Source organism: Exiguobacterium sp. s40 (assembly GCF_018617905.1).
Classification (GTDB): Bacteria; Bacillota; Bacilli; order Exiguobacteriales; family Exiguobacteriaceae; genus Exiguobacterium; species Exiguobacterium mexicanum_A.
Window position 1 is genome coordinate 106,541 of record NZ_JACSLC010000004.1, and the last position, 12,855, is coordinate 119,395.

Annotated in this window: 14 protein-coding genes; 13 read left to right on the forward strand and 1 reads right to left on the reverse strand. The window is 54.3% G+C overall.

The genetic code is table 11. The features are described 5' to 3' along the window. Window positions 1–87: 87 nt before the first annotated feature. From fapR to rnc, 6 genes are read left to right on the forward strand one after another with little or no spacing between them, the layout of a single operon-like run. Complete coding sequence (gene fapR / locus KNP02_RS05135; RefSeq protein WP_021067087.1) at window positions 88–657, forward strand: transcription factor FapR; 570 nt, start codon at window positions 88–90, stop codon at window positions 655–657. Beyond that, a complete protein-coding gene (gene plsX / locus KNP02_RS05140; protein WP_214707439.1) occupies window positions 654–1,643 on the forward strand; it encodes a phosphate acyltransferase PlsX in 990 nt (329 codons plus the stop codon). The genes fapR and plsX overlap by 4 nt, the downstream gene beginning before the upstream one ends. An 18-nt stretch (window positions 1,644–1,661) precedes the next feature. Next, a complete protein-coding gene (fabD, locus tag KNP02_RS05145; RefSeq protein WP_138859621.1) occupies window positions 1,662–2,582 on the forward strand; it encodes an ACP S-malonyltransferase in 921 nt (306 codons plus the stop codon). Then, on the forward strand, window positions 2,575–3,315 hold the full coding sequence (gene fabG / locus KNP02_RS05150; protein WP_138859620.1) for a 3-oxoacyl-[acyl-carrier-protein] reductase: 741 nt from the start codon (window positions 2,575–2,577) through the stop codon (window positions 3,313–3,315). Before fabD ends, fabG begins: the two co-directional genes overlap by 8 nt. A gap of 59 nt (window positions 3,316–3,374) precedes the next feature. After that, window positions 3,375–3,614: an acyl carrier protein gene (acpP, locus tag KNP02_RS05155; protein ID WP_021067091.1), complete on the forward strand. Its 240-nt coding sequence runs from the start codon at window positions 3,375–3,377 to the stop codon at window positions 3,612–3,614. A 58-nt stretch (window positions 3,615–3,672) separates the two neighbouring features. Next, entirely contained in the window at window positions 3,673–4,452 is a 780-nt protein-coding gene (gene rnc / locus KNP02_RS05160; RefSeq protein ID WP_138859619.1) for a ribonuclease III, read from the forward strand. A gap of 46 nt (window positions 4,453–4,498) precedes the next feature. Here rnc and KNP02_RS05165 read toward each other — a convergent pair whose 3' ends face one another. Further along, window positions 4,499–4,693: a DUF1128 family protein gene (locus KNP02_RS05165; protein WP_021067093.1), complete on the reverse strand. Its 195-nt coding sequence runs from the start codon at window positions 4,691–4,693 to the stop codon at window positions 4,499–4,501. Window positions 4,694–4,808: 115 nt separating this feature from the next. On the opposite strand from KNP02_RS05165, the gene smc reads away from it, so the two are divergent. From smc to trmD, 7 genes are all read left to right on the forward strand, one after another. Continuing rightward, window positions 4,809–8,366: a chromosome segregation protein SMC gene (gene smc, locus KNP02_RS05170; protein ID WP_214707441.1), complete on the forward strand. Its 3,558-nt coding sequence runs from the start codon at window positions 4,809–4,811 to the stop codon at window positions 8,364–8,366. Next, window positions 8,363–9,364 carry a signal recognition particle-docking protein FtsY gene (gene ftsY, locus KNP02_RS05175; protein WP_034777152.1) on the forward strand — a complete coding sequence of 334 codons (1,002 nt, stop codon included), beginning with the start codon at window positions 8,363–8,365 and terminating at the stop codon, window positions 9,362–9,364. Before smc ends, ftsY begins: the two co-directional genes overlap by 4 nt. Before the next feature lie 96 nt (window positions 9,365–9,460). Further along, on the forward strand, window positions 9,461–9,784 hold the full coding sequence (locus KNP02_RS05180) for a putative DNA-binding protein (protein WP_034777154.1): 324 nt from the start codon (window positions 9,461–9,463) through the stop codon (window positions 9,782–9,784). Between the two features lie 11 nt (window positions 9,785–9,795). Then, window positions 9,796–11,136, forward strand: coding sequence for a signal recognition particle protein (ffh, locus tag KNP02_RS05185; RefSeq protein ID WP_034777156.1), 1,341 nt, complete (start codon window positions 9,796–9,798; stop codon window positions 11,134–11,136). Window positions 11,137–11,217: 81 nt separating this feature from the next. Beyond that, window positions 11,218–11,493, forward strand: coding sequence for a 30S ribosomal protein S16 (gene rpsP, locus KNP02_RS05190; protein ID WP_021067098.1), 276 nt, complete (start codon window positions 11,218–11,220; stop codon window positions 11,491–11,493). Window positions 11,494–11,546: 53 nt separating this feature from the next. Next, window positions 11,547–12,062, forward strand: coding sequence for a ribosome maturation factor RimM (gene rimM / locus KNP02_RS05195; protein ID WP_034777158.1), 516 nt, complete (start codon window positions 11,547–11,549; stop codon window positions 12,060–12,062). Next, a complete protein-coding gene (gene trmD / locus KNP02_RS05200) occupies window positions 12,052–12,768 on the forward strand; it encodes a tRNA (guanosine(37)-N1)-methyltransferase TrmD (RefSeq protein WP_214707443.1) in 717 nt (238 codons plus the stop codon). The genes rimM and trmD overlap by 11 nt, the downstream gene beginning before the upstream one ends. Window positions 12,769–12,855 lie beyond the last annotated feature (87 nt).

Below are 12,855 nucleotides of genomic sequence, written 5' to 3' on the forward strand. Positions count from 1 at the left end.
AACACTTGAAAATACAATCTAAAGAATATATACTGCTATTAGTACCAGGTATTAAGTTCTTTAGCATAGAGTTTAGGAGGGAACTGAATGCGGGTACCTAAGAAAGAGCGGCAACGCTTATTGCAAGAAACGATTGATCGTAACCCGTTCATCAAAGACGAAGAGCTGTCGAAGCAGTTCGCCGTCAGTATTCAAACGATTCGTCTCGATCGGATGGAGTTGAAAATTCCGGAAGTGAGAGAACGGATTAAGCATGTTGCTTCAGAACACCTCGATGAAGTGAAGTCGCTCGCCATGAGCGAGGTCATCGGTGATATGATTGACTTGAAGCTCGATGAATCGGCCATCTCGGTTCTCGACATTGAGAGAGAACACGTCTTTAGCCGCAACGAGATCGCCCGGGGACATGTATTGTTCGCCCAGGCCAACTCGTTAGCGGTGGCGCTCATCAATGATGAATTGGCGTTGACCACTAAAGCGGACATCCGCTTCAGTCGCCAAGTCCATCTTGGAGAGCGAGTCGTTGCCAAGGCTCGTGTGATCAAACTGCGTCGGGACGGAAGAACGGACGTCACAGTGGATAGTTATGTCGGCGAAGAGTGTGTCTTTAGCGGAGACTTCACGATTTATCGTCGCGGTGAGGAGGAACAGGCATGAAATTAGCAATTGATGCAATGGGCGGGGATCACGCCCCGAAAGCGATCGTGGAAGGCGTCAAGCAGTTTGCCGACGCATTCCCGAACGAATCGATGGAACTTTTTTTAGTCGGAGATGAGGTCAAACTCGCTTCGTACGGGTTGACCGACCCGCGAATCAAAATCGTTCCAGCGAGCGAGGTCATCACCGGGGACGACGAACCGGTCCGAGCCGTCCGTCGCAAAAAGGACAGCTCACTCGTCGTGGCGGCCAAACTCGTCAAAGACGGAGAGGCCGACGCACTCGTCTCGGCTGGGAATACCGGTGCTCTCATGGCGGCGTCACTGTTCGTCATCGGACGGATCCCAGGAATCGAGCGCCCCGCGTTGTCACCTACGTTCCCTACATATACGGGTAGCGGTGTCGTCATTTTAGACGTCGGGGCCAACCCGGACGCGAAGGCCGAGCACTTGGTCGACTATGCGATCATGGGCACGCTCTATGCCGAGCACGTTCGCGGCGTCAAACGTCCGCGGGTCGCGCTACTGAACATCGGGACCGAGGCTGGGAAAGGAAACGCCCTCACGAAAGAGGCGTACCCCCTCCTTGAACAAGCCCCGGTCCACTTTGTCGGCAACGTGGAAGCGCGCGAGGCGATGTCCGGTGATGTCGATGTCATCGTCACGGAAGGGTTCGCTGGAAACATCTTGCTCAAAGGTGTCGAAGGTTCGTCGTCGATGCTCATGAAGATGATGAAAGAGCAGTTCACGAGCGATCTCGTCTCGAAGCTCGCCGCTCTCGTCTTAAAACCGAAGTTGAAGCGATTGAAACAAACATTAGATTATCGGGAACACGGTGGGGCCGGCTTGTTCGGAATCAACGCCCCGGTCATTAAAGCACACGGTTCGAGCGACGCGCTCGCCATCATGAGCGCGCTCAAACAGGCGAAAATCATGGTCGATCACGACGTCGTCGCGAAAATCAAACAAGCAAAAGCCACAAACTAATTCAAAGAAGGTGAGTACATGGGGAAAACAGCATGGGTATTTCCGGGACAAGGGTCACAAGCCGTCGGCATGGGCCAAACGTTCCTCGACAATCCTGAACAACTGCAAGCGATCAACCGTCGCCTCGGATTTGATTTACTCGACGCCATGGCGGCAGGATCAAAAGAAGAGCTTCAACGGACAGAAGTGGCCCAACCGGCCATCGTGGCGCATGCGGCATCACTCGCACAAGCTCACGCCAAAACGGGGGCCACTCCAGACTTGGTGATCGGTCACAGCGTCGGAGAATATACGGCACTCGTCGTCGCCGGCGTCATCGACTTGGAAGAAGCGAGCGTGCTCGTCCACGAACGCGGCAAGCTCATGTCAGAAGTGAAGGATGGGACGATGGCAGCCGTCATCGGTATGACCGATGTCGACGAAGCGTTCCATGTGACGGAGAAAATCAGTGCTAGCGGGAACCTTGTACAAATCGCCAACTACAACTGTCCGGGTCAGTTCGTCATCTCGGGTCATGTCGATGCGGTCAAACAGGCCGAAACAGACTTGAAAGAAGCAGGCGCGAAACGCGTCTTGCCGCTGAACGTCTCAGGGGCGTTCCACAGCTCCTACATGATGCCGGCCGCGACGCGGTTCAAAGATGTGCTCGCTTCTTCGCCGTTCAAACCGGCGGCGATTGGGATTATTTCCAACGTCGATGCGGATGTCCATACCGACCCGGAAAAATTGAAAGCACTTCTCACTGAGCAATTGTACGCCTCGGTCCGATTCGAAGCGTGTGTTCGCAAAGCGATCGACGCTGGTGTCGACACGTTCATCGAGTTCGGTCCGACGTCACCGCTGTCAGGTCTTATCAAACGGATCGATTCGAAAGTGACAATCAAACAGGCGACGACGCTCGAAGAGGTGGCCGCGTTAGGAGGAGAAGTACGTGCATGACCAAGTAGCAATCGTGACAGGCGCATCTCGAGGAATCGGGGCCGCCATCGCGAAGCGTTTAGGGGAGGACGGCTTTCGGGTCGTCGTGAATTACTCGGGTAGTGTTGAGAAAGCGAACGCCGTCGTCAGCGAGATCGAAGCGAACGGTGGCGAGGCCATCGCCGTCAAAGCCGACGTCTCGAGCAGTGATGATGTGAAAGCACTCATCAAGACGGCGGTCGACACGTACGGCCGCATCGATTGTCTCGTCAACAATGCAGGCATCACGCGGGATGGTCTGCTTATGCGCATGAAGGAAGCTGACTTTGACGATGTCCTGTCGACAAACTTGAAAGGTGCGTTCTTGACGTCGCAAGCCGCGACGCGGACGCTCTTGAAATCGAAGGCGGGCCGCATCATCAATATCGCTTCGGTCGTCGGGATCACGGGGAATGCCGGTCAGGCGAACTACGCGGCGGCAAAAGCGGGGCTCATCGGGCTGACGAAGTCGGTCGCGCGTGAACTCGCCGGACGTCACGTGACGGTGAACGCCGTCTGTCCTGGTTTCATCCAGACGGACATGACTGACGCGTTGACAGATGCGCAACGCGAGGCGACGCTCGGTCAAATCCCGTTCAATCGCTTCGGTCAGGTCGAAGATGTGGCGAACCTCGTCTCATTCCTCGCCTCTCACCAAGCGGCTTACGTGACGGGTCAGACGATCGCCGTTGACGGCGGCATGACGATGGCTTAAAATCAGAACTTTACCAATCGAAACACATTTTATATACTTTAATTTGGAGGGATTTTATCATGACAACAGAACAAATCTTAGTAGACGTACAAGCAGCAGTGGCAGAGAAACTCGGGAAAGATGTATCTGAGATCACAGCCGACAAATCATTCAAGGATGACCTCGGTGCGGATTCGCTCGAAGTAATGGAAATGGTCATGGACCTTGAAGACAAGTTCGATATCACAATCGAAGACGAAGATGCTGAGAAGCTCGCGACTGTTGGCGACGTCGTCGCTTACATCGAAACTAAATTGTAATCAAGCCTCCCACCGCTCGTCATGAGCGGTGGGCTTGTGCTTATACACGGAGGGAATTATGACAAAGGACAAGCGACGGTTTGACCGTCAAGGGTCGGCGCAACGGCGTCGGCGAAATGAGCTCGAGCGGTCACGGATTCTCGAGCAGTTTAAAGTACTTGAAGAACGGCTGTCGGTTCGATTCACGAACCAAGACCTATTGATGCAAGCGTTCACCCACTCCTCATACGTCAACGAACAACGCGGTCTGAAAAAAGACAATGAGCGCTTAGAGTTTCTAGGCGACGCGGTGCTCGAGTTGACGGTGTCTCGGTTTTTGTATGAGACGTATCCGGAGCGCTCCGAGGGGGAATTAACGAAGTTGCGGGCGGCCATCGTCTGTGAGCCATCACTCGTCAACTTTGCGGAAGCCTATGCTTTCTCTGATTTTATCTTGCTTGGGAAAGGCGAAGAGTTGACCGGCGGACGCAAGCGTCCGGCGCTACTCGCGGATGTGTTCGAGTCATACATCGGCGCGCTCTATCTGGACCAAGGGATTGAACCAGTCGAACAGTTCCTCGCCGAAGCGGTTTTTCCGAAAGTCTTGGCCGGTGTGTTTGAAGAACAGACCGATTATAAGAGTCAGCTCCAAGAAAGCGTCCAGCGAGAAGGTCTCGGGCCTGTCTCGTACACGATTATCGAAGAGCGTGGTCCGGCCCATAGCCGGGAGTTCGTCGCCCATGCCCGTCTGTCAGACGATATCGTCGGCGAAGGCATCGGCCGATCGAAGAAAGAAGCCGAGCAACTCGCGGCGAAAGAAGCGTTGATTGAATTCAACCGGCAGTACGCCGGCCTATAAGAAAAGGAGTGGACCTCAATGGGTCCACTCCTTTTCTGTCATCTCATCACGTCAATTGTCCGAGTTCTTCGACAATCCCATCCACTTCAGAGATCGACAGCGATGAGCGGTTCATCACGTAGTCATAAATCTCTTTGACGGCTGAGGCGTCGGCACGGTTATATTCTTCCGCTTTGATGGCGCCGCGGTTGATGATGTTCATTTTGTCGAGAATTTCCTCAATCATTTGTTCGTTAGTCATCGGTCGTACCCCTTTCTACAGTTCTTTTTAGAATAGCATGATTCTAGCATTTTGACGAACTGGCAACTGTGGTAAAATAAACAAATGAATGCTTACTGAGGATAGGATGGTCACGATGCACTTAAAACGAATCGAACTCGCTGGCTTTAAATCGTTTGCCAAGCGGATTGAACTGGATTTTCGTCCCGGCGTCACAGCCGTGGTTGGGCCGAACGGGAGCGGAAAATCAAATATATCGGACGCTGTTCGCTGGGTACTCGGTGAGCAGTCGGCCAAATCGCTCCGCGGAGCGAAAATGGAAGACGTCATCTTTGCCGGCAGTGAAGGTGAGAACCATCGCAACGTCGCCGAAGTGACGCTCGTCCTAGACAACACGGACGCCCATTTGCGGTTGCCGTATGAAGAAGTCAGTGTGACGCGCCGTGTCACACGGAGCGGCGACAGCGACTACTTCATGAACAAGAAGCCGTGCCGGCTTAAAGATGTGATCGACCTGTTCATGGATACGGGCCTATCACGCGATGCGTTCGCCATCATCGGGCAAGGACGGGTCGAGCAAGTCATCTCCGGGAAACCGGAAGATCGTCGGGCTGTCATCGAAGAAGCGGCCGGGGTGTTGAAGTACCGGCAGCGTAAAAAACAAGCCGAACGGAAGCTCCAAGACACCGAGTTGAACTTGTCTCGGGTCGATGACATTTTGTATGAACTCGCCGATCGGGTCGAGCCGCTCCGAGAGCAGGCCGCGCTCGCACGCGAGTATCAAGTCGCCAAAGCGCGCCACGATGAGCTCGAGACGGGTATTCTCGGCGCCGAGATCACAGAACTTGGTACGGGCATCGCTCGTGTGTCCGAGCAACTGCGGACGGCCGAGACGAATCTCGCCGAGCAAGACGGCGCGTTGACCGCGATTTCAGAAGAGCGGACGACGCTTGAGGCGGCACTCGCCAAAGATCGAGAAACGCTCGACACGCTCCATCAAGAAGAACGGTCTCAAGCGACCGAGCTGGAACGGTTGACAGGTGAGATCAAGCTCGCGAAAGCCCGTGAAGAGCACGGGGCGGAGACGAAAGAACGCCTCGAGCGCCAACGGGTCGAATTGGCCGAAGAGACCGAACAGTTGACGCAGAAGTTGAACGTGGCAAACGCGGATATGGCGTCAAAAGCTGAGGCGTTACATACCGTGGAAGCGGCACGGGCCGAACTTGACGCACAATTGACGGCGGCGACGCGTGACTTTAACGCAGAAATCGAACAGCTTCAAGGCGAGGCGTTCGAGTTGGCGACGACACGGGCCACACTGAGCAACCAACAGAAGCGGGAACGGCGCGATATCGAACAAGCGGAAGAAGCGAAAGCTCGTCTGCTTCGTGAAAACAAGGATCGCCTTGACGTGCGGACCGAACAGACGGCATCACTCGAGGCCGAACAAGCTCGTCTCGACGAGGCTCGGGACACGTGGGAGACGCTCATGGCGGAAGAAGTTGATTTGACCGAACGGGAAGCGACGCTTCGAGACAAATTGTCGCGGGCCGAGCAATCGTACCACGACCTTGACCGCCGGCGTCAGAAGACCGAGGACCGGATCGAGTTGCTCGAACGGATGAAACAGTCGTACGAAGGCTATTTCCATGCGGTCAAATTTGTCTTGAAAGAACGGGGACCGGGCGTGCTCGGTGCCGTCGCAGAATTGATTCGCGTTCTCCCGTCCTATGAGGCCGCCATCGAGACGGCGCTCGGTCAGACGCAACAACATATCGTCGTCGAGACGGAAGAGGTCGGACGCCGAGAGATTGAACGATTACGGAAAGCAAGTGCCGGACGAGCCACGTTCGTACCGATGACGAGCGTGAAGGAACGTTACGTCCCGAGTGAAGTCGCACACCGTCTCGAATCAGTCGACGGATTCGTCGGCATCGCCGCCGACCTCGTCGAGACGGACCCGGCCTACGAGAAATTGAAACGGTCGCTCCTCGGCGCCGTGATCGTGGCCAATTCCCTCGAGGTGGCCAACCGGATCGCCAAGACGACGGGGTATCGCTATCGCATCGTCACGCTCGAAGGGGATATCGTCAACGTTGGCGGTTCGATGACCGGGGGTAGCCGGAAGCAAGGTGTCGCCTTGTTCACCCAGTCCCGTGAACTCGATGATTTGAAGCAAGGATTGACGCAAGGGTTGGCCATGCTTCACGAGCAACAGTTGCGGGTGTCGACGTACACCGATGAGATGTCCCGACTGCGTGCGTCGCTCCAGACGCTCAGGCTCAAGAAGCGCGAGGCCGAAGAGACGCTCCGGTCGACGGAACAGGCGTTTAGAAACTTGGAACGGGTGTCGCAAGACGCCAAAGCGCAACTCGAACTGTTCGACCATGAGATGGCGCGTTACGCCCAAACGATCGCATCCGCCACGAATGAGTTGACAAGGCTCGCCGAAGAACTCGAGGCGACTGATGCATTGCAAGCCTCGATTCGGACCGAACTCGAGGCGCTCCGCGGCGAGCAAGCCAAAGGCGCCGAGACGACGGGGCAACTTCAGGCAGCCATTCGTCAAAATGAACTCGATCGTCAACGCAATATGCTCGACCTCGACCGCGTCCGCGCAGAAGTCGAGCGGCTCGAGGCCGAGGTCGCTAAACAGACCTCCCGTCTCGTACAGATCGAGCGTGAGCTCGAACATGTGGCAAGCGGCCGGGTCGTCTCGTCTGCCGAGCTCGAGCACGAGCACGTCGAGGCGGTCAAACAGATGGACGGATTGAAAGAGCGGATGGCGTTGCATACGAAACAGCTCCACGCTGAAGAAGAGTCGTATCGCATCCTCAGACAGCGTGAACAGCAGGCGTCGGACGTGCGTCGTCGGGTCGAGGCGGATGTCCGCAAGCTCGAGACCGAGGCGAACGAGCTCGAGTTGAAGCGGAAGTGGAAACTCGACGCGCTCGAGGAACGAGGGCTCGTCCTCGATTTGCTTCCGACCCTCACGATTCCGCTCGATGAGGCGAAAGAAGAGTTCAAACTGCTCGTTCGTCAAATCGAAGAAATCGGACCGGTCAACTTGAACGCGATCGAGGAGTTCGACCTCGTCAATGAACGCTTCATGTTCTTGTCCGAGCAACGGGACGACCTCGTCAGCGCCAAAGAGGATTTATACGACATCATCACCGAGATGGACCGTGAAGTGACGCGCTTGTTCAAAGAGACGTACACGCTCGTTCGTGGTCACTTTAAACAGACGTTCAACGAGTTGTTCGGCGGGGGGGAGGCCGATTTGAAACTCGTCGACGAGTCCGACCTGCTCAACACGGGCATCGAGATCGTCGCCAAACCGCCCGGGAAGAAGTTGCAGACGCTCAGTCTGTTATCCGGCGGAGAGCGGGCCTTGACGGCGATCGCGCTTCTGTTCGCCATCCTGAAAACGAGACCCGTCCCGTTCTGTGTGCTCGATGAAGTCGAGGCGGCTCTCGACGAGGCGAACGTCCATCGGTTCGGGGAATATATCCGGACGCTCTCAATCGATACACAATTCGTCATCATCACCCACCGTAAAGGGACGATGGAGGCGGCGGACACGCTCTACGGCGTGACGATGCAACAAAACGGTGTCTCCGAGGTGCTTTCGGTCGAACTATCCGAAGCGAAGCGCGTCGTCGAGACGGAACAAGAGATGGAGGAATTAAGTTGAGTTTTTTTAAGAAGTTAAAAGATAAATTGACGACCTCGACACAAGAGGTGTCGCAAAAGTTTACCGACGGATTGACGAAGACACGAGACGGATTTGCCAGTGCCGTCAACGACCTCGTCTATCGGTTCCGCGAAGTCGATGAGGATTTCTTCGATGAACTCGAGGATTTGCTCATCCAGGCGGATGTCGGCGTGACGACGACGATGGACCTCGTCGAAGATTTGAAAGAGGAAGTGAAACGTCGCAATTTGAAAGACCCGGTCGCTGTCCGTGACGCCCTCGTCGAAGTCGTGGCGAACCGTCTCCAAGAAGACGAGGCGGATCGTGAGTTGAACATGCAGGACGGATTGACGGTCATCTTGTTCGTCGGCGTCAATGGTGTCGGCAAAACGACGACGATCGGCAAACTCGCCCATCAATTGAAGTCGGAAGGACGTTCGGTCATGCTCGCGGCAGGCGACACGTTCCGGGCCGGTGCCATCGATCAGCTCCAAGTCTGGGGTGAACGGGTCGGAGTCCCGGTCATCCGTCAAGCCGAAGGGTCGGACCCGGCCGCGGTCGTGTTCGACGCTGTGCAGGCAGCGAAATCACGCGGCGTCGACGTCTTGATCTGTGACACGGCCGGACGTTTGCAAAACAAGGTCAACTTGATGAAAGAGCTCGAGAAAGTGAAGCGCGTCATCGAACGTGAAGTACCGAACGGGCCGCACGAGGTATTGCTCGCGTTAGATGCCACAACGGGACAAAACGCGATGGTTCAAGCGAAAGCGTTCAAAGAAGCGACGAACGTGAGCGGGATCGTCCTCACGAAGCTCGACGGGACGGCTAAAGGGGGGATCGTGCTCGCGATTCGAAACGAGCTCGATATCCCGGTCAAATATGTCGGTCTCGGTGAGAAAGTTGATGATTTACAGGCGTTCGACCCGGAACAGTTCGTGTACGGATTATTCGGGGACATCTTCGAAGAAAAACAACAGACAAACGATGACCTCGCCTAACTTTCACTGTTAAGAAAAAAACTTGACAAGAGGTGGGGACGGCTGTACTATTGGTAGTTGTAAAGGGATTTCACTTAACATGTGGAGGTGGAGGTCATGTCGCTCGAAAAGACGAATCGAATGAACTATCTGTTCGATTTTTATCAAGCGCTTCTCACACCGAAACAGCGCAACTACATGTCTCTTTATTACCTAGATGACTACTCGCTCGGAGAGATTGCGGAAGAGTTTGAAGTCAGCCGTCAAGCGGTCTACGATAACATAAAGCGTACCGAAGCGATGCTTGAGCAGTATGAGGAGAAGTTGGCCTTGTTCGAGAAATTCGAACAGCGGCAACAACTGCTTCAAACGCTCAAACGTCAAGTCGAGCACTCGCCCGATTTGACGGAAACGATTTCGGCGCTTGAGAATTTAGAGTAGGGGGCTGAAGCATGGCATTTGAAGGATTATCCGAACGGTTGCAATCGACACTGGCGAAAATGCGGGGGAAAGGTAAAATTTCCGAAGCAGATGTCAAAGAGATGATGAGAGAAGTTCGTCTCGCTCTCCTTGAAGCCGATGTCAACTTCAAAGTGGTCAAACAGTTCGTCAACGACGTGAAAGAGCGGGCCATCGGCCAAGACGTCATGAAATCGTTGACACCTGGCCAACAAGTTGTCAAAATCGTTCATGAAGAGCTAACGAACTTGATGGGAAGCGACGTCGTCCCAATCACATTTAACCCAAAACCACCGACAGTCGTCATGATGGTCGGGTTACAAGGTGCGGGGAAAACGACGACGACCGGTAAGCTCGCGAATTTGATTCGCAAAAAGCATAACCGGAGTCCACTTCTCGTCGCGGCAGATATTTATCGGCCTGCGGCCATCAAACAGCTCGAGACACTCGGCAAGCAGCTCGATTTACCGGTGTTCTCACTTGGCGACCAAGTGAAGCCGGAAGAAATCGTCACAAAAGCGCTCGAGTACGCCAAAACCAATCATCACGATTTCGTGTTGATCGATACGGCCGGTCGACTTCATATTGACGAGACGCTCATGGGCGAGCTCGAAAACGTGAAGACGATTGCCAAACCAAATGAAATCTTCCTCGTCGTCGATGCGATGACGGGTCAAGATGCGGTCAACGTGGCCGATAGCTTCAATGAGAAACTCGGAATCACCGGCGTCGTGCTCACGAAGCTCGACGGTGACACACGTGGTGGGGCAGCCCTTTCAATCAAGGCAGTCACGGGAGCGCCGATTAAGTTCGTCGGTCTCGGTGAAAAGTTGGATGCCCTCGAACCTTTCCACCCGGAACGCATGGCGTCACGGATTCTTGGAATGGGTGACGTGCTCACGCTCATTGAAAAAGCCGAGTCACAGATGGACCAAGATGCCGCGAAAGAGCTTGAAAGCAAAATTCGCGACGCATCGTTCACGTTCGATGATTTTATCGAGCAATTGGGTCAAGTGAAAAACATGGGCCCGATTGATGAATTGCTCTCGATGTTACCTGGTGCAGGTAAGATGAAAGGGTTGAAGAACGTCCAAATCGACGAGAAGCAACTTGATCATGTCGAGGCGATCATTCGCTCGATGACGAAGCATGAGCGCTCCAATCCTGAAGTGCTCAACGCGAGTCGTCGTAAGCGGATCGCAAAAGGGAGCGGTCGCTCCATCCAGGAAGTGAACCGTCTCATCAAACAGTTCGATGACATGAAGAAGCTCATGAAGCAGATGTCAGGACAAATGAAAGGGAAGAAAAAAGGTCTCGGCCTTCCATTCTTCTAAGAAAACTTTTGTCAGTCGGACAAAAAAGCAGTATACTATTAAAGTTGTCAATTCTTAAACACATGATGGAGGTATATTACCATGGCAGTTAAAATTCGTCTCAAGCGCATGGGCGCAAACAAATCACCTTTCTACCGGATCGTTGTAGCTGATTCACGTTCACCACGTGATGGCCGCTTCATCGAGCAACTCGGTCACTACAACCCGGTTGCAAAACCAGAGGCAGAAGTTCGCATCAACGAAGAACTCGCTCTCAAATGGTTGGCAGACGGCGCGAAGCCATCTGACACAGTACGTAACTTGTTCTCTAAAGCAGGGATCATGGAGAAATTCCACAACGCGAAAAACGCGAAGTAAGGATGTGGCCGACCTTTTATGAGGTCGGCCCATTTTTGTGAGGAGGCATAACAATGGAATGGTTATACGTAGGTAAGATCGCCAACACCCATGGCTTAAAAGGAGAATTGAAGTTGCTCGCCGCGACCGATTTTCCGGCGGAGCGCTTCAAGAAGGGCGAGACGCTCTATTTAGACATCGACGGCAAGAAAGTGCCGTTCGAAGTGACGACGTATCGTCCACACAAGCAGTTCCATCTCGTCACGTTCAAAGGGCTCGAGAACATCAATCTCGTCGAGAAATATAAAGGGATGAAGCTGTATGTCCACGTCGAGCACGTCCACGAGTTGCCGGAACATGAGTTTTATTACCATGAGATTATCGGCTGTGAAGCTGTCGTCGATGGTGAGGTCATCGGAGTCGTCGATGACATCTTCGAGACCGGCGCGAACGACGTCTGGGTCATCAAACGTCCTGGCAAGTCGGATGCGCTCATCCCGTACATCGAATCGGTCGTGAGCGACATCGATGTCGAGGCGAAACGTGTCGTCATCACCCCGATTCCGGGAATGATCGACGATGAAGATTGATGTCTTAACCTTATTCCCTGAGATGTTCGCCCCGCTCGATCATTCGATCGTCGGACGGGCGCGCACGCTCGGTCACGTCGAGATGGCGTTCACGAACTTCCGTGACTTCTCGACGAACAAGCACCACAAAGTCGACGATTATCCGTACGGGGGCGGGGCGGGCATGCTACTCACCCCGCAACCGATTTTTGACGCCTTTGACGCGATCGCGAAGACGCGACCCCGTGTCATCGTCACGACACCGACCGGACGCCGTTTTGACCAACGAATGGCAGAAGAGTGGGCGTCCGAGGAACACCTCATCTTTTTGTGCGGTCATTATGAAGGGTTCGACCAACGGATCCATGACGAGCTTGCGACGGACGAAGTGTCAATCGGCGATTTCGTCATGACCGGCGGTGAGCTCGCGGCGATGGTCATGATCGATGCCACGGTGCGCCTCATCCCGGAAGTGCTCGGCGACCAGGCGAGCCACGAGGACGACTCGTTTTCGACGGGACTCCTCGAATATCCGCACTATACGCGTCCAGCCGACTTCCGGGGTCTCAAGGTACCGGACGTCCTCTTGTCGGGCAATCATGCCAACATCGAGACGTGGCGTCGTGAACGGTCACTTGAACGCACGTATCGACGGCGGCCGGAACTGCTCGAGCAAATCGACCTGTCGAAGGCGGATAAAAAATTCATTGAATCGTTGCGCGATTGACCAAATTATGCTATGTTTGAGCATGTGGGTTAACCCCCACCGATTACCGATGTTCCGCTGTTGGATGCTTGGGCAGATGAAGATATG